Source organism: Pseudomonas sp. ES1, assembly GCF_050586605.1.
Lineage (GTDB): Bacteria > Pseudomonadota > Gammaproteobacteria > Pseudomonadales > Pseudomonadaceae > Aquipseudomonas > Aquipseudomonas sichuanensis.
Map to the genome: position 1 here is coordinate 1 of NZ_JBOBDM010000002.1, position 23,143 is coordinate 23,143.

General features: G+C 63.7%; 20 protein-coding genes. 6 read left to right on the plus strand and 14 right to left on the minus strand.

Annotated features, from left to right (window positions below; all coding sequences use genetic code 11):
- Positions 1-29 precede the first annotated feature (29 nt).
- From ACQ4N9_RS01205 to ACQ4N9_RS01240, 8 genes are all read right to left on the minus strand, one after another.
- Positions 30-929, minus strand: a complete 900-nt coding sequence (locus ACQ4N9_RS01205; RefSeq protein WP_390969589.1) for a peptidoglycan DD-metalloendopeptidase family protein — start codon at positions 927-929, stop codon at positions 30-32.
- A gap of 232 nt (positions 930-1,161) precedes the next feature.
- Positions 1,162-2,070 carry a response regulator gene (locus ACQ4N9_RS01210; protein WP_390969591.1) on the minus strand — a complete coding sequence of 303 codons (909 nt, stop codon included), beginning with the start codon at positions 2,068-2,070 and terminating at the stop codon, positions 1,162-1,164.
- Positions 2,071-2,234: 164 nt separating this feature from the next.
- Entirely contained in the window at positions 2,235-3,005 is a 771-nt protein-coding gene (phoU, locus tag ACQ4N9_RS01215; protein ID WP_125466082.1) for a phosphate signaling complex protein PhoU, read from the minus strand.
- Between the two features lie 130 nt (positions 3,006-3,135).
- Positions 3,136-3,969 carry a phosphate ABC transporter ATP-binding protein PstB gene (gene pstB, locus ACQ4N9_RS01220; protein ID WP_125466083.1) on the minus strand — a complete coding sequence of 278 codons (834 nt, stop codon included), beginning with the start codon at positions 3,967-3,969 and terminating at the stop codon, positions 3,136-3,138.
- A gap of 102 nt (positions 3,970-4,071) precedes the next feature.
- The gene (pstA, locus tag ACQ4N9_RS01225; protein ID WP_390969593.1) at positions 4,072-5,742 is read right to left on the minus strand and encodes a phosphate ABC transporter permease PstA; all 1,671 of its coding nucleotides are present in this window, start codon (positions 5,740-5,742) and stop codon (positions 4,072-4,074) included.
- Between the two features lie 17 nt (positions 5,743-5,759).
- Positions 5,760-8,048 (minus strand): ABC transporter permease subunit, encoded by a 2,289-nt coding sequence (locus ACQ4N9_RS01230; protein WP_125466085.1) that lies wholly within the window; start codon positions 8,046-8,048, stop codon positions 5,760-5,762.
- Positions 8,049-8,188: 140 nt separating this feature from the next.
- Positions 8,189-9,187, minus strand: a complete 999-nt coding sequence (locus ACQ4N9_RS01235) for a phosphate ABC transporter substrate-binding protein PstS (RefSeq protein ID WP_110991966.1) — start codon at positions 9,185-9,187, stop codon at positions 8,189-8,191.
- A gap of 304 nt (positions 9,188-9,491) precedes the next feature.
- Positions 9,492-10,781, minus strand: a complete 1,290-nt coding sequence (locus tag ACQ4N9_RS01240; RefSeq protein WP_390969595.1) for an MFS transporter — start codon at positions 10,779-10,781, stop codon at positions 9,492-9,494.
- A 360-nt stretch (positions 10,782-11,141) separates the two neighbouring features.
- Here ACQ4N9_RS01240 and ACQ4N9_RS01245 point away from each other — a divergent pair, with 360 nt between their 5' ends.
- Both ACQ4N9_RS01245 and ACQ4N9_RS01250 read left to right on the plus strand, forming a co-directional pair.
- Complete coding sequence (locus ACQ4N9_RS01245; RefSeq protein WP_003253317.1) at positions 11,142-11,540, plus strand: acyl-CoA thioesterase; 399 nt, start codon at positions 11,142-11,144, stop codon at positions 11,538-11,540.
- Positions 11,541-11,613: 73 nt separating this feature from the next.
- On the plus strand, positions 11,614-12,510 hold the full coding sequence (locus ACQ4N9_RS01250) for a D-hexose-6-phosphate mutarotase (RefSeq protein ID WP_390969598.1): 897 nt from the start codon (positions 11,614-11,616) through the stop codon (positions 12,508-12,510).
- A gap of 126 nt (positions 12,511-12,636) precedes the next feature.
- Here the strand turns inward: ACQ4N9_RS01250 and ACQ4N9_RS01255 are convergent, their stop codons facing one another.
- The 5 genes from ACQ4N9_RS01255 to ACQ4N9_RS01275 form a co-directional block, all read right to left on the minus strand.
- The gene (locus tag ACQ4N9_RS01255; protein WP_390969599.1) at positions 12,637-13,170 is read right to left on the minus strand and encodes a DUF3299 domain-containing protein; all 534 of its coding nucleotides are present in this window, start codon (positions 13,168-13,170) and stop codon (positions 12,637-12,639) included.
- A gap of 50 nt (positions 13,171-13,220) precedes the next feature.
- Positions 13,221-13,466 (minus strand): GlsB/YeaQ/YmgE family stress response membrane protein, encoded by a 246-nt coding sequence (locus ACQ4N9_RS01260; protein WP_050707557.1) that lies wholly within the window; start codon positions 13,464-13,466, stop codon positions 13,221-13,223.
- A 95-nt stretch (positions 13,467-13,561) separates the two neighbouring features.
- Complete coding sequence (locus tag ACQ4N9_RS01265; protein ID WP_390969601.1) at positions 13,562-14,644, minus strand: 5-(carboxyamino)imidazole ribonucleotide synthase; 1,083 nt, start codon at positions 14,642-14,644, stop codon at positions 13,562-13,564.
- A 10-nt stretch (positions 14,645-14,654) separates the two neighbouring features.
- Entirely contained in the window at positions 14,655-15,146 is a 492-nt protein-coding gene (gene purE / locus ACQ4N9_RS01270; protein ID WP_110995095.1) for a 5-(carboxyamino)imidazole ribonucleotide mutase, read from the minus strand.
- Positions 15,147-15,317: 171 nt separating this feature from the next.
- Positions 15,318-16,247, minus strand: a complete 930-nt coding sequence (locus ACQ4N9_RS01275; RefSeq protein ID WP_110995094.1) for a LysR substrate-binding domain-containing protein — start codon at positions 16,245-16,247, stop codon at positions 15,318-15,320.
- Positions 16,248-16,428: 181 nt separating this feature from the next.
- Here ACQ4N9_RS01275 and aspA point away from each other — a divergent pair, with 181 nt between their 5' ends.
- From aspA to ACQ4N9_RS01295, 4 genes are all read left to right on the plus strand, one after another.
- Positions 16,429-17,853: an aspartate ammonia-lyase gene (gene aspA, locus ACQ4N9_RS01280; RefSeq protein ID WP_390969604.1), complete on the plus strand. Its 1,425-nt coding sequence runs from the start codon at positions 16,429-16,431 to the stop codon at positions 17,851-17,853.
- Between the two features lie 257 nt (positions 17,854-18,110).
- A complete protein-coding gene (locus tag ACQ4N9_RS01285) occupies positions 18,111-19,103 on the plus strand; it encodes an AraC family transcriptional regulator (protein WP_125466091.1) in 993 nt (330 codons plus the stop codon).
- Between the two features lie 214 nt (positions 19,104-19,317).
- Positions 19,318-20,358, plus strand: coding sequence for a histone deacetylase family protein (locus ACQ4N9_RS01290; protein ID WP_390969606.1), 1,041 nt, complete (start codon positions 19,318-19,320; stop codon positions 20,356-20,358).
- A 2-nt stretch (positions 20,359-20,360) separates the two neighbouring features.
- Positions 20,361-21,464 (plus strand): polyamine ABC transporter substrate-binding protein, encoded by a 1,104-nt coding sequence (locus ACQ4N9_RS01295; protein WP_390969608.1) that lies wholly within the window; start codon positions 20,361-20,363, stop codon positions 21,462-21,464.
- A gap of 132 nt (positions 21,465-21,596) precedes the next feature.
- On the opposite strand, the gene ACQ4N9_RS01300 is transcribed toward ACQ4N9_RS01295, so the two are convergent.
- Positions 21,597-23,126, minus strand: a complete 1,530-nt coding sequence (locus ACQ4N9_RS01300) for a PLP-dependent aminotransferase family protein (protein WP_390969609.1) — start codon at positions 23,124-23,126, stop codon at positions 21,597-21,599.
- Positions 23,127-23,143: the final 17 nt, after the last annotated feature.

The window sequence follows — 23,143 nt, forward strand, 5'->3', positions numbered from 1 at the left end:
TGGGGGGGTGGTCTTCCCCCGCGATGCTTTCAGGGGTTGCCTGCGGTGAAATCCGGCATCCCGCCAATCGGCCGGTCGAACTGATAGGGGATCGACTCCAGCGCCAGCCCCACGTTGCGCTGCACCACGAAATGCAGATGCGGCCCACTGCTGTTGCCGGTATTGCCCGACTTGGCCAGTGCCTGCCCCACCACCACCTGCTGCCCCTCCGCCACCACCACCGAACCGCGCATCAGGTGCAGATAGACGCCCATGGTGCCGTCCGGGTGCAGGATGCGCACGAAGTTGCCCGCCGGGTTGCTACCACGCCCGGTCTGGCTGTTCTCGATCCTGACCACCACCCCGCCCCTGGCCGCGATGATCGGCGTGCCCTCGGGCATGGCGATATCGATGGCGTAGCGCCCCTTCGGGCCGAAATGGCTGAAGCGGCCGTTGGGCCCCTGGCTGATGCGAAACGGCCCGCCCTTCCACGGGAAGGGGTAGCGATAGCCCTGGGTACGCTGGATGGGATCGCCCATGGCGTATTCGAACTTGCTGACGTATTTCAACGGCCCGCTGGGTGCGGCCAATATGACGCTGAGCACCTGGGTCGAACGCGCCGGCACCACACGCCTGACCAAACGCGGGGCATTGCCGCCGAAGGCATTGGCCAGGCCATTCAGGCGCAGTTCGACCTCCATGGGTACATGCAGCTCGTTACGCGCCACGAAACGCACGCCGCCACGGAATGCCTCGGTCTGCAGGCGCACCTGGCCATCAAGGCGCTCGACCATGGGCTCGTGAACGATCAAGGGTTTTGCCCCTGGGCTGGGGCTTTCGGAATAAGAGGCCACACCGAAATCGTCGGTGGTCTTGTAGACGGTCATGCCCAGGCTCGACGCCGAGGCCGTGAGCAAGGCACAGAACAGCAGCAGGCGGGCGGGCGGCATGATAGTGGCTTTTTGACAGTTGAGTTCTGTCGAAGCCTAGCAGCCGATTTCAAGACGAGTTGCTACAGCTGGTCGGATGCCATGCGTTCACACCGACCTGTAGGAGCGGCCTTGTGCCGCGAAAGGGCCGCAAAGCGGCCCCAGCGATTTATCCATCACGGCTGAAACCCTGGGGCTGCTCTGCAGCCCTTTCGCGACACAAGGCCGCTCCTACAACCGCAAGCCCTGCGCCTCAGGCGCCGGGCGTGAAGTGCTTCTGCGCAGTGCCACGGGCAATCAGTCGCGACAGGTAATCGAGCTTCTGCGCGTCCTGATCGACGAACTTGAAGTTCAATTGCAGCCAGTCGCTGTCCGGCTTCGGCTCCAGCGCCGCAACGGCGTGCAGGTAGCCGTTCAGCCGCGCCACTTCGGCGTTCTCGCCTTGCTCAAGGTCGAGCACCGCGCCTTCGAGCACCTGCGGCAGGTTGGCGCTGCGACGCACCACCAGCAATGCCTCCTTCAAGCTCAGGGCCTTGATCACGCAAGGTTGCGGACCGCTGGCCAGGCGCAGCTGACCTTGCCCGCGGCCGGTCGGTGCTGCAGCTGCGGCCGGTTTCGGCGCAGGCGCGTTGATCAACGGCTTGGCGGCCGTTGCTGCTGGCGCGGCAGGGGCCGCTACCTTGGCGGCTTCCGGGCGGCCCCCGGTCAGGGCGCTGAGCGAATCGTTGGCAAACGCCGAGTTGACCCGCGCCGGCCCACTCGACATCAGGCTGTCGAGCTTGCCGATCTTGGTCAGCGACTTTTTCACCTTGGTCAGCAGTTGTTCGTTGGTGAACGGCTTGCCGACGAAATCGGAGACACCGGCCTGGATGGCCTGGATCACGTTCTCCTTGTCACCACGGCTGGTCACCATGATGAACTGCATGGTCTTCATTTCTTCCTGCTGGCGGCACCAGCTCAGCAGCTCGAGGCCAGACATCTCCGGCATCTCCCAGTCGCACAGGACCAGGTCGAAACGCTCCTTGCTGAGCATGGCCATGGCTTTGCGGCCGTTGACCGCATCCTCGATTACCATGCCCGGGAAGGCATTACGCAGGCACTTCTTTACCAGATCGCGGATGAACGGGGCATCGTCCACGACCAGCACATTGACTTTACTCATCGATACTCCTCTTGAATCCCGACTAGCATACCGCCGACTGATGGCCATTTGCCAAAACACGGGTCACGCCGGGACTTCTCTTCACGTTCGCGGCTGCCTGCAGGGTGCTCGACCGCAAACGAAAACGCCCGGCGGATGCCGGGCGTTGTTGCTCGGGAGCAATTCTATTTATCGTCCGGTTCAGCCGGAACATTAGCGATTTCGCCCTCATCGAAGGCCTCGCCCTGGACTTCCGCTTTCATGCGCTTGAGGCCCATGTGGCGCACGTCGGTCCCGCGTACCAGGTAGATCACCAGCTCCGAAATGTTGCGCGCGTGGTCGCCGATCCGCTCCAGCGAGCGCAGGGCCCAGATCACACTGAGCACGCGAGTGATCGAGCGCGGATCTTCCATCATGTAGGTGACCAGTTCGCGCAACGCGGTCTTGTACTCGCGGTCGATGGTCTTGTCGTACTGGGCCACCGACAGCGCCAGGTCAGCGTCGAAACGGGCGAAGGCATCCAGTGCGTCACGCACCATGTTGCGCACCTGGTCGCCGATATGGCGCACCTCGACATAACCCCGTGGCGACACGCCTTCCTCGCACAGCTGGATAGCGCGACGGGCGATCTTGGTGGATTCGTCACCGATGCGCTCCAGGTCGATCACCGACTTGGAAATGCTGATGATCAGTCGCAGGTCGGAGGCCGCCGGCTGGCGGCGGGCGAGGATGCGCACGCATTCCTCGTCGATGTTGCGCTCCATCTGGTTGATCTGTTCATCGACTTCACGCACTTGCTGGGCCAGGCCCGAGTCGGCCTCGATCAGCGCGGTGACGGCGTCGTTGACCTGCTTCTCGACCAGCCCGCCCATGGCCAGGAGGTGGCTGCGCACCTCTTCGAGCTCGGCGTTGAACTGCTGGGAGATGTGATGGGTAAGGCTTTCTTTGTTGATCATGCTGTCGCTCCGCGAAGTTGCTAGCTATAAGCTGCAAGCTTCAAGTGGTTCGTGTCGTTCCCTGGCTCCGCGCTAACCGCTTTATCTTGCAGCTTGCAGCTCAAAGCTTGCAGCTGCGCCAACGGCGCCGTTAGCCGTAGCGACCGGTGATGTAGTCTTCGGTCTGCTTCTTCGCCGGGTTGGTGAACAGGGTGTCGGTATCACCGAATTCGACCAGTTTGCCCATGTACATGAACGCGGTGTAGTCCGAAACACGGGCCGCTTGCTGCATGTTGTGGGTAACGATGACGATGGTGTACTTGGATTTCAGTTCGTAGATCAGCTCTTCGACTTTCAGCGTCGAGATCGGGTCCAGTGCCGAGCACGGCTCGTCGAGCAGCAGCACTTCCGGCTCGACGGCGATGGTACGGGCAATCACCAGACGCTGCTGCTGGCCACCGGACAGGCCCAATGCCGATTCGTGCAGGCGGTCCTTGACCTCATCCCACAGGGCCGCGCCCTTCAGCGCCCATTCCACGGCTTCGTCGAGAGTACGCTTCTTGTTGATGCCCTGGATGCGCAGGCCGTAGACCACGTTCTCGTAGATGGTCTTGGGGAACGGGTTAGGCTTCTGGAACACCATGCCAACGCGGCGGCGCAGCTCGGCCACGTCCTCGCCCTTGCGGTAGATGTTGTTGCCGTACAGGTTGATGGCGCCCTCAACGCGGCAGCCGTCAACCAGGTCGTTCATGCGGTTGAAGGTGCGCAGCAGGGTCGACTTGCCGCAGCCGGACGGGCCGATGAAGGCGGTCACGCGCTGCTTGGGGATATTCATGCTGACGTCGAACAGCGCCTGCTTGTCGCCGTAGAACAGGGACAGGCCGGGCACTTCGATGGCCACGGTCTCTTCAGCCAGGCGCAGGCTCTGCTTGTCGCGGCCCAGGGCCGACATGTCGATACCGTGGGTATGAGCTTCGTGTTGCATGTTCTTACTCCATTTGAAGCTGCAAGCTTCAAGCTGCTAGCTGCAAGTTTGGACAGAGCGGCAATCTGCTTGGAGCTTGCCGCTTGTGGCTTAAAGCTGAACTCAGCTGTCGAGGGCCTTGTACTTCTCGCGCAGGTGGTTACGCATCCACACTGCCGAGAGGTTGAGGGTGGCGATCACCAGCACCAGCAGCAACGCGGTGGCATACACCAGCGGCCGCGCGGCCTCGACGTTGGGGCTCTGGAAGCCGACGTCGTAGATGTGGAAGCCCAGGTGCATGATCTTCTGGTCCAGGTGCAGGTACGGGTAGTTGCCGTCCAGCGGCAGCGATGGCGCCAGCTTCACCACACCCACCAGCATCAGCGGGGCCACTTCACCGGCGGCGCGGGCCACGGCGAGGATCATGCCGGTCATCATGGCCGGGCTGGCCATCGGCAGGACGATCTTCCACAGGGTCTCGGCCTTGGTCGCACCCAGGGCCAGCGAGCCCTCACGCACGGTGCGTGGGATGCGCGCCAGGCCTTCCTCGGTGGCCACGATCACCACCGGCACCGCCAGCAGCGCCAGGGTCAGCGAAGCCCACAGCAGGCCGGGCGTACCCAGGGTAGGCGCCGGCAGCGACTCGGGGAAGAACAGGCGGTCGATCGAGCCGCCCAGCACATAGACGAAGAAGCCCAGGCCGAACACGCCGTAGACGATCGCCGGTACACCGGCGAGGTTGTTCACGGCGATGCGGATCAAGCGGGTCACCGGGCCCTGCTTGGCGTACTCGCGCAGGTAGACTGCAGCCAGCACGCCGAACGGGGTGACGATCACGGCCATGATCAGGGTCATCATCACGGTGCCGAAGATGGCCGGGAAGATACCGCCTTCAGTGTTGGCCTCACGCGGGTCATCGCTGAGGAACTCCCACACCTTGGCGAAGTAGGCGCCCATCTTGGTCAGGCCGGACATGGCGTTCGGCTGGATCGCGTGGACCACCTTGCTCAGGTTGATCTCCACTTCGCGGCCGTTGCCGTCGCGGGCCACCAGGCTGTCGCGGGCGAAGGCCTGGTGCAGGCCGCTCAGGCGCTCTTCAATGGCCTTGTAGCGGTTGTTCAGCTCGGCACGCTCGGCGTCCATGTCGGCCTGGGCGGCGGCATCGAGCTTGCCGTCCAGTTCCAGCTTGCGGCCATGCAGGCGCAGGCGCTCCAGGCCGTGGTTGATGGCGCCGATGTCTTTCTTCTCGAGCTTCACCAACTGGTCGTTGAGTTCGCTGGCGCGCTTGAGGCGGGCCTGCAGCTCGTTCCAGGCCTCAGGGCCCTGGGCGACTACCCGCCCGTCTTCCTTGACGCTGACCAGGTAGCCGTAGAAGTTGCCCCACTCGCGGCGCTCCAGGGCGATCAGCTCGGCGGGCTTCTGCTGGTCCACCAGCCAGTCGCCGACCACCCAGGTGAAGTCGCTGCCGTTGAGGTCACGGTTACCGATCTTGATCAGCTCGCGGGTCATGAACTCCGGGCCCTGGTCGGGCACCGGCAGGCCGGCACCCTTGAGGCGTTCGCGCGGTACTTCTTCCTTCTGTACCACTTCACCGATGATCACGTGGTCGGCCTGGCCAGGCACCTTGTAGGTGGCCTGGACCAGGTCGGCCGGCCAGAAGTGGCCCAAACCACGCACGGCGATCACGGCCAGCAGGCCGACGGTCATGATGACCGCCATGGCTACCGCGCCACCGCTGATCCAGACGCCGGGGGCGCCGCTCTTGAACCAGCCTTTGAGGGAATCCTTTTTCACGGATCTCTACCTTTCTATCAAAGCGACGAGTATTTCTTGCGCAGGCGCTGGCGAATCAGCTCGGCCAAGGTGTTCATGATGAACGTGAACATCAGCAGCACGAGGGCGGCGAGGAACAGCACACGATAGTGGCTGCCACCGACTTCCGATTCCGGCATTTCCACGGCCACGTTGGCGGCCAGGGTGCGCATGCCCTCGAACAGGTTCATTTCCATCACCGGGGTGTTGCCGGTGGCCATGAGCACGATCATGGTCTCGCCCACCGCACGGCCCATGCCGATCATCAGCGCCGAGAAGATACCCGGGCTGGCAGTGAGGATGACCACGCGGGTCAGGGTCTGCCACGGCGTGGCACCCAGGGCCAGCGAGCCCAGGGTGAGGCTGCGCGGCACGCTGAACACGGCGTCTTCGGCGATGGAATAGATGTTCGGGATGACCGCAAAGCCCATGGCGATACCGACCACCAGGGCGTTGCGCTGGTCGTAGGTGATCCCCAGGTCGTTGCTGATCCACAGGCGCATGTCGCCACCGAAGAACCAGCTTTCCATGAACGGGCTCATGTACAGCGCGAACCAGCCGATCGCCAGGATCACCGGGATCAGGATCGCCGCTTCCCAGCCATCCGGGATACGCAGGCGGATCGACTCCGGCAGGCGGCTCCAGGCAAAACCTGCGACCAGGATGCCCACCGGCAGGATCAGCAGCAGGCTGAACACGCCCGGCAGGTGGCCTTCAAGGTACGGCGCGAGGAACAGGCCGGCGAAGAAGCCGAGGATCACCGTCGGCATCGCTTCCATCAGTTCGATCACCGGCTTGACCTTGCGGCGCATGCCCGGGGCCATGAAGTAGGCAGTGTAGATGGCGGCGGCGATGGCCAGCGGGGCAGCCAGGATCATCGCGTAGAACGCGGCCTTGAGCGTACCGAAGGTCAGCGGCGACAGGCTCAGCTTGGGTTCGAAGTCGGTGTTCGAGGCGGTCGACTGCCAGACGTATTTAGGCTCGTCGTAGTTCTCGTACCAGACCTTGCCCCACAGCGCGCTGAAGGAAATCTCCGGGTGCGGGTTGCGCAGGCTCAGTGGCAGCAGCTTGCCGCCTTCTTCGATGATGATGCGGTTGGCGCGCGGCGACAGGGCCAGGATGCCCGCGCCTTCGGCGACCGGCTCGACCAGCAGGGTACGGTGCGCGGTGCTGTGGAACACGCCCAGCTTGCCGGCGCTGTCGAGGGCGATGAAGCCCTTGCGGCGCTCTTCGGCGTCGATCTGCACCACCGGGGCGTTGCCCAGCTGGAAGCTGCGGATCAGTTTCAGGCGCGACTCGCCATCCGGGTCGCGGGCCATGAACCACTGGCTCAGGCCGCCCTTGGAGTCACCGAAGATCAGCGAGATGCCGCCGACCAGTTGGCCGCTGGCGGTGATTTCGGCGTTGCCGTCCTCGAGCAGCTTGTAGCGGCCGTTGAGGCTCTTCTCGCGCAGGCTGAAGACGTCGGCGGTGGCACGGCCGTTGACCACGTACAGCCACTGCTGGCGCGGGTCGATGAAGATGTTCTTCACCGTCTCGGTCATCTGCGGCAGCTCGATACGGTTCTGCTCGACGGTGACCTCGTCGGTCATCATGTTCTCGGTGCGCGACAGTTCGATCACCTGCAGGTGGGCACCGGTGGAGCCGGCCAGCAACAGGGTGTCGCCATTGACGTTGACGCTCACGTGTTCCAGCGCGCGGCCCTGGTCATCCAGGGTGAACAGGTCCTGACCATAGGGGTAGTCGATGCCCGCCTCGATGGTCTTCTTGTTGTCCGGATAGGTGATCTTGTAGGTGTGGTGGAACACCAGCGCCTGGCCGTTGGACAGGCCCAGCACCACCAGCGGGCTGCCCGGCTGATCGGTGCTGATCGAGCTGACCTGGGTGCCGGCGGGCACTGGCAGGTCGACGCGTTTGAGTTCGTTACCGGTCTTGGTATCGAAGAACAGGGCCTGGCCCTTGTCGGAAACGCGCATGCCCACGAGGTTCTGTTCCTCGAGGGCGATCATCAGCGGCTTGCCGGCATCCTGCTGCAGCCAGGTCGGCTCCAGCGCTTTCTTGCTGGTCAGCGTGGCGCCCTGGAACAGCGGCAGCACCACGTAGGCCAGATAGAAGAAGATCAGGGTAATGGCAGCCAGCACGGCCAGCCCGCCCACCAGGACGTACCAGCGGGTCAGGCGGTCCTTGAGGGCGCGCATGCGGCGCTTGCGTTGCAGCTCGGGCGTATTGAAATCAATGCGCACCGGCGGGGAATTTTGGGTCATGGTGGAGTTGGCCAGATCATTCATGCGCACACCCTAGCGGTCCCGTATGACAAAAACATGACAATGCAGTGACGCAAGAAAGCCCGCCGCGCAGGAACCCTGGCTTCGGACTGAGAAATTCGTGGACAAGGCCGGGCATCAGCACCGGCCTCATCCTCAGTTACTTACTTCTTTGCGACGTTACCGGCGTGGGACAGGCCCAGGTCAGCCAGGGTCTTGTCGACCACTTTGGCCGGCAGCGGGATGTAGCCATCCTTCACCACGACCTGCTGGCCAGCCTGCGACAGCACCAGCTTGACGAACTCGGCTTCCAGCGGGGCCAGAGGCTTGTTCGGGGCCTTGTTGACGTAGACGTAGAGGAAGCGCGACAGCGGGTACGAACCGTTCAGGGCGTTGGCTTCGTTGTCTTCGATGAACTCGCCGCCTTCTTTCTTGGCCAGGGCCACGGTCTTCACGCTGGCGGTCTTGTAGCCGATGCCCGAGTAGCCGATGCCGTTCAGCGAGGAGCTGATCGACTGCACGACCGAAGCCGAGCCAGGCTGTTCGTTGACGTTAGGCTTGAAGTCGCCTTTGCACAGGGCTTCTTCCTTGAAGTAGCCGTAGGTGCCCGATACCGAGTTACGGCCGAACAGCTGGATTGGCTTGTTGGCCAGGTCGCCGGTCACACCGATGTCACCCCAGGTCTTCACGTCAGCCTTGCCGCCGCACAGGCGGGTGGACGAGAAGATGGCGTCGACCTGGGCCATGGTCAGGCCCTTGATCGGGTTGTCCTTGTGCACGAACACGGCCAGGGCGTCGACGGCAACCGGGATGGCGGTTGGCTTGTAGCCGTACTTCTGCTCGAAGGCCTGCAGCTCGACGTCCTTCATCTTGCGGCTCATCGGGCCCAGGTTGGCGGTGCCTTCGGTCAGCGCGGGTGGAGCGGTGGAGGAGCCGGCGGCCTGGATCTGGATGTTTACGTTTGGATATTCCTTCTTGTAGGCCTCGGCCCACAGAGTCATCAGGTTGGCGAGGGTGTCCGAACCGACGCTGGAGAGGTTACCCGATACACCGGTGGTCTTGGTGTAGGTCGGGATGGCTGGGTCGACAGCGGCGACCGCATTGGCGGTGGCAACGCCAGCGGCGGCAAAGGTCAGGGCCGCCATCAAACGCTTCAGTTTCATGCCTTGCTCCTAGCAGGAATATCGTAGGGGTTGTGATGGAACGGGCCCAAGTATCTGCAGGCCGCATGAACACGATATGACTCCAATGTGACAATTGGATGAAAGGCCATCACCGGTTGCCCGGGATGGCCTTTCAAGATGTTTCTGGAGAGGTGTGCAGCATGCCTCTGTAGGAGCGGCCTTGCGCCGCGAAAGGGCTGCGAAGCAGCCCCGGAGGTCATGCATGATGCCTAGATCCTGGGGCCGCTGCGCGCCCCTTTCGCGGCACGAGGCCGCTCCTGCAGGTCCGCGTGATTCGCTCGGCTCAGCGCTTGTTGGCGAGCAGATAGATACCGACCAGCAGACCAACGGCACACAGACATGCCACGTAGTAAGCCGGCGCCATCGGGCTGAACTTGAGCAGCGCGGTCACCACCATCGGCGTCAAACCGCCGAAGATGGCGTAGGCCAGGTTGTAGGAGAACGACAGCCCACTGAAGCGCACCACCGGCGGGAACGCCTTGACCATCACGTACGGCACGGCGCCGACGATACCCACACACAGCCCGGTCAGGGCATACAGCGGGAACAGCAGGTCCGGGCGGGTCGGCAGGCTGTGGTAGAAGGCCCAGGACGAGGCCAGCAGCGCCAGGCTGCCGATCACGAACACGCGCCCGGCGCCGAAACGGTCGGCCAGGCTGCCGGCGGCGACACAGCCCAGGCTGAGCAGCACGATGGCCAGGCTGTTGGCCTTGAGCGAATCGGTGGGGCTGACGTGGTAGAGGCTCTGCAGCAGGGCCGGGGTCATCAGGATGATCACCACGATGCCGGCTGACAGCAGCCAGGTGAGCAGCATCGACAGGATGATCGCGCCGCGGTGGTCGCGCAGCACCGCGCGCAGCGGCAGCTCTTCGGCCAGGGCCTTGCGCGCCTGCATTTCGGCAAACACCGGGGTCTCATGCAGCCAGCGGCGCAGGTAGACCGCGAAGAAGCCGAACACCCCACCGAGCAGGAACGGAATACGCCAAGCAAAGTCCGCCACTTCGTACGGGGTATAGATCGTGTTGATCAGTGTCGCCACCAGCGAACCAAGCAGGATGCCCGAAGTCAGGCCAGCAGTCAGGGTGCCGCAGGCATAGCCGGTGTTGCGCGCCGGCACGTGCTCGGAGACGAATACCCAGGCGCCCGGCACTTCACCACCGATGGCCGCCCCCTGGATGACACGCATCAACAGCAGCAGGATCGGCGCCCACAGGCCGATCTGTGCATAAGTAGGCAGCAGGCCCATGATCAGGGTCGGCAGCGCCATCATGAAGATGCTCAGGGTGAACATCTTCTTGCGCCCGAGCAGGTCACCGAAGTGGGCCATGACGATGCCGCCCAGCGGTCGTGCCAGGTAGCCGGCGGCGAAGATGCCGAAGGTTTGCATCAGGCGCAGCCATTCGGGCATGTCGGCGGGGAAGAACAGCTTGCCCACCACCGTGGCGAAGAACACGAAGATGATGAAGTCGTAGAACTCCAGGGCACCACCGAGGGCGGACAGAGAGAGGGTCTTGTAGTCGCTGCGGGTCAGCGGCCTGGAAGGCTGCTCGATACTGCTCGGCACGGAGGTCATCGCTGCTTGTTCTCTTGTAGTGTGCAGGCCGCTTGGCATGCGGCTTCTGGATTGGCTAGCGGGTGAAGATAACAAATTGCCGAGCAGCGCTCATAGCGGTACAAAATCCGTACAGATATTCATGAATGTGACGTCGTCGCTGGCTGTAAGGGTCTATATACTGCCCGCTCGTAGGAAAAGGTTGATTCTGGTGCGGGATGTTGTGCGAAAACGTCGGTCTCTATTGTCAGACTGTTTCGCAGAGTCTCCCCTTTGGCCGCCCCGAAGCGAAATCAGCGTAGTATGCGAGCAGCTGAATCGTTTTTACGGCGTCCGTCACTGCGCCACCCACGAAGCGTCACGGGTCAGAGGCCCCACGGCATGATTGAGCTCGAACAAGAAGATCCTATCCCGCAGGGCGATCTGGCCTTGCAGATCACCGCACTGCCGCGCGAAACCAACGGTTTTGGCGACATCTTCGGCGGCTGGCTGGTCGCGCAGATGGACCTGGCCGGTACCGCCATGGCCAGCCGCGTTGCCGGTGGCCGCGTGGCCACGGTGGCCATCGACCGCATGGCCTTCCTGGTGCCGGTGGCCGTGGGCGCACAGCTCTCCTTTTATACCCAGACCCTGGAAATCGGCCGCAGCTCAATCCAGATGATGGTCGAAGTGTGGAGCGACGATCCGTTGTCCAGCGAATGGCGCAAGGTCACCGAAGCGGTGTTCGTGTTCGTCGCCATCGACGGCAGCGGCCGCACCCGCTCGGTGCCTCGTCGCTGAGCCAGGCGAGCGGTAAACTCATTGCAGGCTAAAGGGTCCAACGGCCCGACAGGCATTCAATGAGACGAGCGCAATGGCTACCTATCAGGTCGACACCGAGCAACACGGCGAACTCAACTGCTGGCGCATCACCAGCGACCGTGCCGAACTTCTGATCGCCCAGCAGGGCGCGCAGGTCCTCAGCTACCAGCGCATCGGCGAGCCGCCTCTGCTGTGGCTGAGCGACCAGGCCATCTTCCGTCAGGGCAAGTCAGTGCGTGCCGGGGTACCGGTGTGCTGGCCCTGGTTCGGCAATCTGCAGCGCAACCCGCAATCGGTCCAGAACATGTTCCAGGGCGAACAGGCAGCGGCCCACGGCTTGGCCCGTGGCCGCGACTGGCAGTTGCTCGGCATGGAAGAGTCCGGCAACAACCTGCTTATCGAATTCACCCTGCCCGAAGCCCAAGGCGAGCTGCCAGGCTGGCCCCATGAGGTCGAGCTCAAGCTGCGGGTAGAGCTTGGCGATCAGTTGCAAATGACCCTCACCAGCTACAACCTCGGCAATACCAATGTCACCCTCAGCCAGGCCCTGCACAGTTACTTCGCCGTGAGCGATGTGCGCCAGGTGCAGGTGGAAGGCGTCGATGGCCTGGGCTATATCGAAACCCTGGCCGACTGGGAGCAGCGCCAGCAGCAGGGCAACCTGGCGTTCACCGGCGAGACCGACCGCATCTACCTGAACGCGCCCCAACAGCTGGCCATCGTCGACCCGCACTGGAAGCGGCGCATCACCCTGCAGGCCAGCGGTTCACGCAGTGCGGTGATCTGGAACCCCTGGACTGACCGCGCCCAGGAGCTGCCGGACATGGCCGACGATGGCTGGCAGCGCATGCTGTGCATCGAGACGGCGAACGTGTGGGACGACGTGGTGGAGCTGAAGCCTGGGGCGAGTCATTCGCTGAGCGTAGTGATCGGTAGCGAAGCGCTCTGATCTGAAATTTTCAAAGTCAGTGCTGGCCTCTTCGCGGGTAAATCGCAGCGGCGAACCGCCGCTCCCACAGGTTATGCGGCGGCCTGTGGGAGCGGGTTTACCCGCGAAGAGGCCGGCCCAGGCAAGTCAAAGATCAGCATCCTCCACCACCCTCACCTTCCCCGCCTCCAGCGCATAGGCCGCATCGGCCAGGTCATTGCTGACCTTCTCCACCTTCAACTGCCCGGTCACCCACAGCGGTGTGTAGATATCGTCGATCTTCAACCCTTTCGGATACCGCACCAGCACCAGCTGGTTCGGCGGCGGCGGCGGTACATGGATGCAGGCGCCGGGGTACGGCACCAGGAAGAACAAGGTGCTGTTGCCCTTGGCATCGTTCTCCAGAGGCACCGGATAGCCGCCCAGGCGGATCTGCTTGCCGTTCATGGCGGCCACGGTCTTGGTCGAGTACATCACCGCCGGCAGGCCCTTGCTCTGCTTCAGGCCACCCTTGGCAGTGAACACGCCCTGGGCTTCGGGGGAATTGTGGTCAATCTCGGGCATCTGCTCGAGGGCCTTCTGGTCCGACTTGGGCATCAGCTCCAGCCAATCGGTCTCGGGCAATTCGGCATGGGCCAGGGTGCTGGCAAGCAGCAGGGGGATGAGGAAAAACGCACGCATGGAAATGCTCGGCAACTCAGGTTTGAATTGCCGAGCATTCTAGCCTGTGTTCAGTTCTTCTTGATGAAGCCGTAGATCACCAGAAGGATGATGGCGCCGACCAGGGCCCCGAAGAAGCCCGCGGCCTGCCCGGCCTGGTAGATGCCCAGGGCTTGCCCGCCATAGGTGGCGGCCAGGGAGCCGGCGATGCCGAGGAGGATGGTCATGATCCAGCCCATGCTGTCGTCCCCGGGTTTCAGGAAGCGCGCCAGCAGGCCGACGATCAGGCCGATGAAGATGGTTCCAATGATGCCCATGGCAATCCCTCTGTGGTGAAGTGGAACACGCCAAAGCCTAGACAGCGCTTTGGCTTGTTGCCATCTCAGAGGGTCGGTTGCCTCAGGAAGTTCGCTCAGCCAGCGATCAACGCCTCTACTTCGGCGATCTTGGCCTTGAGCGTGGCCATATCGGCGCAACGCAGGGTGGCGTGGCCGACCTTGCGCCCGACCTTGAAAGCCTTGCCGTAGTGGTGCAGGTGGCAATCGTCGATGGCGACGACTTTGTCCACTGCTGGCACTTCGCCGATGAAGTTGAGCATGGCGCTCTCACCGACCTTGGCGGTCGAGCCCAGCGGCAGGCCGGCAACGGCGCGCAGGTGGTTCTCGAACTGGCTGCACTCGGCGCCTTCGATGGTCCAGTGCCCGGAGTTGTGCACGCGCGGGGCGATTTCGTTGGCCTTCAGGCCACCGTCGACCTCGAAGAACTCGAAGGCCATCACGCCGACGTAGTCCAGCTGCTTGAGCACGCGGCCGACGTAGTCTTCGGCCAAGGCCTGCAGCGGGTGCGCAACGCTGGCCACCGACAGTTTCAGGATGCCGCTGTCGTGGGTGTTATGCACCAGCGGGTAGAAACAGGTTTCGCCATCGCGGGCGCGCACGGCCACCAGCGATACTTCGCCGGTGAACGGCACGAAGCCTTCCAGCAGGCACGGCACGCTGCCCAGCTCGGCGAAGGTGTCGATTACGTCTTCGGGTTTACGCAGGACCTTCTGGCCCTTGCCGTCATAACCCAGGGTGCGGGTCTTGAGCACGGCCGGCAGGCCGATGCTGGCCACGGCGGCGTCGAGGTCGGCTTGCGAGAGGATGTCGGCGAAGGCTGGGGTGGGGATCCCCAGGTCACGGAACATGCTCTTCTCGAACAGGCGGTCGCGGGCGATGCGCAGGGCTTCGGCGCTCGGGTACACCGGCACGAACTGCGACAGGAAGGCGACGGTTTCCGCCGGCACGCTTTCGAACTCGAAGGTCACCAGGTCGACTTCGTCAGCCAGCTGGCGCAGGTGGTCCTGGTCGCCGTAGTCGGCGCGCAGGTGCTCGCCCAGGGGGGCGGCGCAGGCGTCCGGGGCCGGGTCGAGGAAAGCGAAGTTCATGCCCAGCGGGGTGCCCGCCAGGGCCAGCATGCGGCCCAGCTGGCCGCCACCGATTACACCGATCTTCATATCGTCAGCCTCAAGCCTGGCGCGGGTCTGGATTGTCCAGCACGGTATCGGTCTGCTCCGTGCGGAACTGCTTGAGCGCCGCGTGGAACTGCGGGTGCTTGGCACCGAGGATGCTCGCCGACAGCAGGGCGGCGTTGATCGCGCCGGCCTTGCCGATGGCCAGGGTGGCCACCGGGATACCGGCCGGCATCTGCACGATCGACAGCAGCGAATCGACGCCCGAGAGCATCGACGACTGCACCGGCACGCCCAGCACCGGCAGATGAGTCTTGGCGGCGCACATGCCCGGCAGGTGGGCGGCGCCACCGGCACCGGCGATGATCACCTCGATGCCACGGCCTTCGGCCTCATCGGCATACTGGAACAGCAGATCCGGGGTGCGGTGGGCGGAAACCACCTTCACTTCGTAGGGAATGCCGAGTTTTTCCAGCATATCGGCGGTGTGGCTAAGGGTGGACCAATCGGACTTGGAGCCCATGATCACGCCAACCAGTGCACTCATCGTCGAGCCTCTTCGCTTGTGCGCCCGCAGGCGCGTCAAAAAACAACAAGCCACGCGGGACGACCGGCGTGGCTTGTTTGCTGATCTGGACCGGAGCTATCCGGTCGAAAGGCCGCGCAGTATACCGTAACGCAGGCCCATCACGGCACCCCCGGCGACCAACTGTCGCCCTTATTTTTCGGGGCTTTGGCTGACTTTCGGGTCAACTGAACCGCCTTCCAGCTTGCGCCATAGCAAACGCACGTTGGCCTTGCGCACCAGGGCACAGCGATAGAGGCGGATTTCCAGCGGTACATGCCACTGGCTGGCGCCACAGACCACCAATTCGCCACGCTCCAGCTCGCCGCGCATGGACAATTTGGGCACCCAGGCGATGCCCATGCCTTCCAGCGCCATGCTCTTGAGGCTGTCGGCCATGGCCGTTTCATACACCGTGGTATAGCGCAGGTTGCGCTGGCGCAGCAGCAGGTTGACCGAACGGCCGAGGAAGGCACCGGCGCTGTAGGCCAGCAACGGCACGCTGCCCTCGCCTTCCAGGTCGAACAACGGCTTGCCATCGGGCCCCACCGCACACACCGGGAGCATCTCGGTGTTGCCCATGTGCAATGAAGGGAAGATTTCGGCGTCCATCTGCAGCGCGGCGTCCGGGTCGTAGAACGCCAGCATCAAATCGCAGCCGCCCTCGCGCAATGCATGCACCGCATCACCCACGTTGGTGGCCACCAGGCGGGTGGCGATGTTCAAGCCGTCGTTGCGCAACTGGGCTACCCAACGCGGGAAAAACCCCGAGGCCAGCGAGTGCGCCGCCGCCACCTGGATCACCTCGCCCTGCCCGCCTTCAAGATGATGCAAATGGCGAAGAACTTCGCTCAACTGGTCGACAACAGTGCGCGCAGTGACGAGAAACAGCTGCCCGGCCTCGGTCAGTTCGATTGGCGTGCGGGAACGATTCACCAAGGTCAGCCCCAGGGCCGCTTCCAGGCTGCGGATGCGCCGGCTGAAGGCTGGCTGGGTGACGAAGCGGCGCTCGGCCGCTTGCGAGAAACTGCGGGTTGAGGCCAGGGCACTGAAGTCCTCCAGCCATTTGCTTTCGAGGTTCATCGACTACTCCGCAACGCGTGCACCAAAATGGAACACGCTCGATTGTCAATCGGCGTCACATCAAACCGTATGCCGTTTGTGCATAGGTTAGCGTGCAACAGCATTGGCCGCCAAATCTGGCCAGCCCTAGCATTGGCGGCATTCCGGCAGGTGCCGGGTCAAAATCGAGATGATATCCATCATGTCCTCCGCTGCATCGTTCCGCGTCGAAAAAGATCTGCTTGGTACCCTTGAAGTCCCTGCCGATGCCTACTACGGCATCCAGACTCTGCGCGCTGCCAACAACTTCCACCTCTCCGGTGTTCCGCTGTCGCACTACCCGAAACTGGTAGTCGGCCTGGCGATGGTCAAGCAGGCAGCTGCTGACGCCAACCGTGAGCTGGGGCACCTGAGCGATGCCAAGCACGCCGCGATCAGCGCAGCCTGCGCACGACTGATCAAGGGCGACTACCACGAGCAGTTCGTGGTGGACATGATTCAAGGCGGTGCTGGTACTTCCACCAACATGAACGCCAACGAAGTCATCGCCAACATCGCGCTGGAGGCCATGGGCCACCAGAAGGGTGAGTACCAGTACCTGCACCCGAACAACGATGTGAACATGGCGCAGTCGACCAACGACGCCTACCCGACCGCGATCCGTCTGGGTCTGCTGCTGGGCCACGACGCCCTGCTGGCCAGCCTCGACAGCCTGATCCAGGCCTTCGCTGCCAAAGGTAAAGAATTCGACCACGTACTGAAGATGGGCCGCACCCAGCTGCAGGACGCCGTACCGATGACCCTGGGCCAGGAATTCCGCGCCTTCGCCACCACCATGACCGAAGACCTGCAGCGCCTGCGCTCGCTGGCTCCGGAACTGCTGACCGAAATCAACCTGGGCGGCACCGCCATCGGTACCGGCATCAACGCCGACCCGGGCTACCAGATGCTGGCCGTTCAGCGCCTGGCGATCATCAGCGGCCAGCCGCTGGTGCCAGCTGCCGACCTGATCGAAGCCACCTCCGACATGGGCGCCTTCGTGCTGTTCTCCGGCATGCTCAAGCGCACCGCGGTCAAGCTGTCGAAGATCTGCAACGACCTGCGCCTGCTGTCCAGCGGCCCACGCACCGGCATCAACGAGATCAACCTGCCGGCGCGCCAGCCAGGCAGCTCGATCATGCCAGGCAAGGTCAACCCGGTTATCCCGGAAGCCGTCAACCAAGTCGCCTTCGCCATCATGGGCAACGACCTGGCGCTGACCGTCGCCGCCGAAGGTGGCCAGCTGCAGCTGAACGTGATGGAGCCGCTGATCGCCTACAAGATCTTCGACTCGATCCGCCTGCTGCAACGCGCCATGGACATGCTGCGCGAGCACTGCATCGTCGGCATCACCGCCAACGAACAGCGCTGCCGTGAACTGGTCGAGCACTCGATCGGCCTGGTCACCGCCCTGAACCCTTACATCGGCTACGAAAACGCCACCCGTATCGCCCGCGTTGCCCTGGAAACCGGCCGCGGCGTACTGGAACTGGTGCGCGAAGAGAAGCTGCTGGACGAAGCGATGCTCAACGACATCCTGCGTCCGGAAAACATGATCGCTCCACGTCTGGTTCCGCTGAAGGCGTAACCCGACCGTAGCAAACAGTCTCACCAGGTCGAGGGACTAGACACCTCTCAACCTTTCAAGGGCCCGAGCGCACGCATCGGGCCCTTTTTTTATGCGAGTTTCACCCCCTGTGGGAGCGGCTTCAGCCGCGAAGCAGGCGGCGCGGTACATGGCACCGGCTGCGCCGGTGTTCGCGGCTAAAGCCGCTCCCACAGTGGCAACACTCTCCGGCACACAACTTGCTCCATAATGCCCCTCAGCCCCACGGGACACCGAGCATGCTGCATAGCCACCTCACCACCCTCAATGCCGTTTCGCTGATCCTCCAGGTGTTCCAGGAACAGGACGTGGACGCGCAGCAGCTGCTGGCCGGCAGCGGCATTGGCCTGGCAGACCTTGAGCACCCGGACGCCCGCATCACCACCCAGCAAGAGCTGCAGGTGTGCGCCAACGCCCTGGCCCGGCGCGAGGACATCGGCCTGGAACTGGGCCGGCGCATGCATGTGTCGTGCTACGGCATGCTCGGTTACGCGCTGCTCTCCAGTGCCACTTTGGGTGACGCCCTGCGCCTGGCGCTGAGCTTTCCGGCACTGCTGGGAACAGTCTTCCAGTTGCGCCTGGTGGATGATGGCCAACGCGTCTGGCTCAGCGCCAGCGACCACTACGACGCGCCAGGGCTGGCCGCTTTCAATGCCGAGTTCTGCCTGGTGTCGCTGAAAGTGATCTGCGACGACCTGCTCGGCCGCCCGCTGCCCTTGCTGGCGGCACGCTTCGAACACCCCCGCCCCGGTTACCACGCGCTCTACGCCGGTGCATTCGCCTGCCCGCAGGGTTTCGATGCGGGCGACAACGCCTTCGCCTTCGAACGCCGCTGGCTGGACATGCCGCTGCCGCTGGCCGACCCGATCACCCACAAGGCGATGAGTGAACGCTGCCGGCGTTTGAACCTGGAGTTCACCGGGCGCCAGGCCTGGCTGGGGCGGATTCGCCAGTTGCTGCTCCAGCAGCTGGATGCGGCGCCCGGGCTGGAGGGCCTGGCGCGGCAGATGAACTGTTCGTCGCGTACCTTGCGCCGGCACTTGCAGGCGCTGGGCAGCAGTTATCAACAGCTGCTCGACGAGCTGCGCTTCGAGCGGGCCAAGCAATTGCTGGCCGAGGACCAGATGCCGATCTATCGGATTGCCGAAACATTGGGGTTCAGTGAGACCGCGAGTTTCAGGCATGCCTTCCAGCGTTGGAGCGGCGTGGCGCCGAGCCATTTTCGCGGTTGACCTGTACTGGCCTCTTCGCGGGTAAACCCGCTCCCACAGGACGATGCAGGCCTCGAGACCTGCGGTGACCCTGTGGGAGCGGGTTTACCCGCGAAAGGGCCGGGTCAGGATGACTTGGCCACATTGATCCCCTTTTGGCCGTTTGCAACGTCCCCCGGTCTGCCGGCCGCCCACCAGAATGGGCCCACGCCAGTGATTACCCGGAGAACAACAAATGCTGACGATCTATTCCGATGACCACCGCCTGCACCACGGCCGCTGCGAGCTGATCGACGGCAAGCTGATGCCCTGCTTCGAGATGCCCTCGCGCGCCGACCATGTGCTGGAGCAGGTGAAAAAGCGCAACCTTGGCGACGTCCAGGGCCCGACCGACTTCGGCCGCGCCCCGCTGCAGCGCATCCACAGCGCCGACTACCTGAACTTCTTCGAAGGCGCCTGGGCACGCTGGGCCGCGCTCGGCCACGACGGCGACCTGCTGCCCTTCACCTGGCCGGCACGCACCCTGCGCCAGGTCAAACCCACCGGCCTGCATGGCGAGCTCGGTTACTACAGTTTCGACGCCGGCGCGCCGATCACCGCCGGCACCTGGCAGGCCGCCTACAGCGCCGCGCAAGTCGCGCTCACCGCCCAGGCGGCGATCCAGCAAGGCGCCCACTCGGCCTTCGCCCTGTGCCGGCCACCAGGGCACCACGCCGCCGCCGAAGTGATGGGAGGCTATTGCTACCTGAACAACGCCGCCATCGCCGCCCAGGCCTTCCTCGACCAGGGCCGGCGCAAAGTGGCCATCCTCGATGTCGACTACCACCACGGCAACGGCACCCAGGACATCTTCTACCAGCGCAATGACGTGTTCTTCGCCTCGATCCACGGCGACCCGCAGGACGAGTTCCCGTTCTTCCTCGGCTATGCCGACGAGATTGGCGAAGGTGCAGGCGTTGGCTGCAACATCAATTACCCACTGCCCGCCGGTAGCGACTGGGCGGCCTGGAGCGCCGCGCTGGAAGCGGCCTGCCAGCGCATCGCCGAGTACGACGCCGACGTGCTGGTGATCTCCCTTGGCGTGGACACCTTCAAGGACGACCCGATCTCGCAGTTCAAGCTGGACAGCCCGGACTACCTGGAAATGGGCAAACGCATCGGCCAACTCGGCAAGCCGACCCTGTTCGTGATGGAAGGTGGCTACGCTGTGGAGGAAATCGGCATCAACGCGGTCAATGTGCTGGAAGGCTTCCAGCGCGCCCAGCCAGGAGCCTGAACATGGTCCGACTCAAGCGTCTGCTCGCCCCACTCATCGCCGCCAGCCTGTTCACCGGCGCCCTGCAGGCCACCGCCGCGCCGGGCACCCTGCGGGTGTACAACTGGTTCGACTACATCACCCCGCAAACCCTCGTCGACTTCCAGAAGGACAGTGGGGTCAAGCTGATCTACGACATCTTCGACACCAACGAGGCGCTGGAAGCCAAGCTGCTGACCGGCAACTCCGGCTATGACGTGGTGGTGCCGTCCAACGTGTTCCTTGCCAAGCAGATCGAGGCCGGGGTGTTCCAACCCCTGGACCGCAGCAAGTTGCCCAACTGGCAGCACCTGGACCCGGCGCTGATGAAGCTGATCGAAGCCAACGACCCGGGCAACAAATTCGCCGTGCCATACATGTACGGCACCGTGCTCATCGGCTTCAACCCGGCCAAGGTCAAGGCGGTACTCGGTGACAACGCGCCGGTGGACAGCTGGGACCTGATCTTCAAGGAGGAGAACATCGCCAAGCTCAAGCAGTGCGGCGTGGCGCTGCTCGACTCGCCGTCGGAGATCTTGCCGTTGGCGCTGTCGTACCTGGGCCTGGACCCCAACAGCGGCAAGCCAGCGGACTATCAGAAGGCCCAGGACCTGCTGCTGAAGATCCGCCCGCACGTGACCTATTTCCACTCCTCCAAGTACATGGCCGACATCGCCAATGGCGACATCTGCGTGGCGGTGGGCTATTCCGGCAGCTTCTCCCAGGCTGCCAACCGTGCGCGCGAAGCCAACAACGGCGTGGTGGTGGACATGCGCCTGCCGAAGGAGGGCGCACCGATCTGGTTCGACATGCTGGCGATCCCGAAGAACGCGGCCAACCCGGAAGATGCCCACACTTTCATCAACTACCTGCTGCGGCCTGAGGTGATTGCACCGATCAGTGATTTCGTCGGCTACCCGAACCCGAACAAGGATGCGACCGACAAGGTCAGCCCGGCGATCCGCAACAACCCCAACCTGTATCCGACAGCCGAGGCGATGGCCAAGCTGTATACCCTCAAGCCGCTGCCGCGGGATGCCGAGCGGGCACGGACCAGGGCCTGGACCAAGATCAAGTCCGGCACTTGATCATGTAGACATCGGGGCTGTGTTGCAGCCCATCGCCGGCAAGCCGGCTCCCACACCGATCGCATAAGTCCAAGTTATGCGCTAACCCTGTGGGAGCCGGCTTGCCGGCGATGGGCCGCAGAGCGGCCCCAGCTATCTCCAGGCCTTGCGCAGCCGCATCAATGCATCCGCAATCTGCGCCTCCGGTACTGCCGCAAACCCCAGCACCAGCCCCGCACGCTTATCCACAGGCACCTCACTGTCTTCCAGCCAATACCCACTCAACGCATTGACCTCCACCCCCACCGCCTCGGCCCGGGCAACCAACGCTTGTTCCCGCGCAAAGTTATCCACAGCCACTTTCACATGCAGCCCCGCCGCCACCTCCGGCATTGCCCCCAGCCCCGGCACCTCCACCGGCCAGCCAGCCTTCAACACATTCCTGCGCGCCAACGCCGCCCGGCGCATGCGGCGGATATGCCGCTGGAAATGCCCCTGGGCCATGAACTGCGCCATGACGCACTGGCTACCCACTTCCGAATGGCGCACCGCCAGCGCCTTGGCCTGGCTGAACACCTGCACCAGAGGTTTGGGCAGCACCAGGTAGCCCATCCGTAGCGCCGGGAAAGCGATCTTGCCGAAGGTGCCGACGTACAACACCCGACCCTGCCGATCCAACGCAGCCAGCGGTGCCAGGGGCGCGCCGCTGTAGCGGTACTCGCCGTCGTAGTCGTCCTCGACGATCCACCCGCCCTGGCGCTCAGCCCAGGCCAGCAACGACAGGCGCCGGGCCAGGCTCATGGTGACGCCGGTCGGGTACTGGTGGGCTGGGGTTACATAGGCCAGCCGGCAGTCCGGCAGCTCGGCCAGGCGCGCACAGTCCATGCCCTCTTCATCCACCGGTACGCCGCTGACCCTTGCCCCCGCCAGGGCGAAGGCGTGCCCGGCGGCGCGATAGCCTGGGTTTTCCACAGCCACCCCGTCACCGGGCTGTAACAGCAGCTGTGCACAAAGGCTGATCGCCTGCTGTGCGCCACTGGTGATCACAATTTGTTCAGCCGTGCAGGAAAGCCCCCGCGAGCGACGCAGATAGGTGGCGATCAGCTCACGCAACTGCACTTCTCCCGCGGGGTCGCCATAACCGAGCAGCGCCGGGTCGGGATTTCGCCAGAAACCCGCTTGCAGCTTGGCCCACACCTCGAAAGGAAACAGATCGAAGGCGGGCAGGCCGACCCTGAAAGCCTTCGGCGAGCCGCTTCTGGGTGGCGGCAGGTGGTGATTTTTCAGACGCTGCAATGGCTCGCTACACGCGGTGAAACTGGATAAATCCTCAGTGTCAGATGCCTGAAATGTGGATAAACCTGTTGATAACCCCCGGGATAACCCTGTGGACAGTTGTGTGGATAGTTTTCCCAGCCGGCTCACGTAGGTGCCATCGCCTACCCGGCTTTCGATGAAGCCTTCGGCATACAACTGGTCATAGGCGCGCACCACACTGTTACGCGACAACGCCAGCATCGCCGCCAGGTCGCGGGTAGCCGGCAGCCGTGTGCCGCCTTCCAGGCGCCCATCCAGCACGCGGGCGCGCAGTGCCTGATAGAGCTGCTGGCTGAGCCCGCGGCGGCCACGGTCGAGGGCGAGGCCGGCCGGGTCGAAAGGCAACGCGTGGGTACGTTCGCTCATGGCATTGGACCTATAAA

Excerpts from the sequence above, each read along its gene's own strand:
- ACQ4N9_RS01205 (WP_390969589.1), bottom strand. The coding sequence starts at position 929 with ATGCCGCCCGCCCGCCTGCTGCTGTTCTGTGCCTTGCTCACGGCCTCG.
- ACQ4N9_RS01210 (WP_390969591.1), bottom strand. The coding sequence starts at position 2,070 with ATGAGTAAAGTCAATGTGCTGGTCGTGGACGATGCCCCGTTCATCCGC.
- phoU (WP_125466082.1), bottom strand. The coding sequence starts at position 3,005 with ATGATCAACAAAGAAAGCCTTACCCATCACATCTCCCAGCAGTTCAAC.
- pstB (WP_125466083.1), bottom strand. The coding sequence starts at position 3,969 with ATGCAACACGAAGCTCATACCCACGGTATCGACATGTCGGCCCTGGGC.
- ACQ4N9_RS01230 (WP_125466085.1), bottom strand. The coding sequence starts at position 8,048 with ATGAATGATCTGGCCAACTCCACCATGACCCAAAATTCCCCGCCGGTG.
- ACQ4N9_RS01235 (WP_110991966.1), bottom strand. The coding sequence starts at position 9,187 with ATGAAACTGAAGCGTTTGATGGCGGCCCTGACCTTTGCCGCCGCTGGC.
- ACQ4N9_RS01240 (WP_390969595.1), bottom strand. The coding sequence starts at position 10,781 with ATGACCTCCGTGCCGAGCAGTATCGAGCAGCCTTCCAGGCCGCTGACC.
- ACQ4N9_RS01245 (WP_003253317.1), top strand. The coding sequence starts at position 11,142 with ATGATTGAGCTCGAACAAGAAGATCCTATCCCGCAGGGCGATCTGGCC.
- ACQ4N9_RS01250 (WP_390969598.1), top strand. The coding sequence starts at position 11,614 with ATGGCTACCTATCAGGTCGACACCGAGCAACACGGCGAACTCAACTGC.
- ACQ4N9_RS01255 (WP_390969599.1), bottom strand. The coding sequence starts at position 13,170 with ATGCGTGCGTTTTTCCTCATCCCCCTGCTGCTTGCCAGCACCCTGGCC.
- ACQ4N9_RS01260 (WP_050707557.1), bottom strand. The coding sequence starts at position 13,466 with ATGGGCATCATTGGAACCATCTTCATCGGCCTGATCGTCGGCCTGCTG.
- ACQ4N9_RS01265 (WP_390969601.1), bottom strand. The coding sequence starts at position 14,644 with ATGAAGATCGGTGTAATCGGTGGCGGCCAGCTGGGCCGCATGCTGGCC.
- purE (WP_110995095.1), bottom strand. The coding sequence starts at position 15,146 with ATGAGTGCACTGGTTGGCGTGATCATGGGCTCCAAGTCCGATTGGTCC.
- ACQ4N9_RS01275 (WP_110995094.1), bottom strand. The coding sequence starts at position 16,247 with ATGAACCTCGAAAGCAAATGGCTGGAGGACTTCAGTGCCCTGGCCTCA.
- aspA (WP_390969604.1), top strand. The coding sequence starts at position 16,429 with ATGTCCTCCGCTGCATCGTTCCGCGTCGAAAAAGATCTGCTTGGTACC.
- ACQ4N9_RS01285 (WP_125466091.1), top strand. The coding sequence starts at position 18,111 with ATGCTGCATAGCCACCTCACCACCCTCAATGCCGTTTCGCTGATCCTC.
- ACQ4N9_RS01290 (WP_390969606.1), top strand. The coding sequence starts at position 19,318 with ATGCTGACGATCTATTCCGATGACCACCGCCTGCACCACGGCCGCTGC.
- ACQ4N9_RS01295 (WP_390969608.1), top strand. The coding sequence starts at position 20,361 with ATGGTCCGACTCAAGCGTCTGCTCGCCCCACTCATCGCCGCCAGCCTG.
- ACQ4N9_RS01300 (WP_390969609.1), bottom strand. The coding sequence starts at position 23,126 with ATGAGCGAACGTACCCACGCGTTGCCTTTCGACCCGGCCGGCCTCGCC.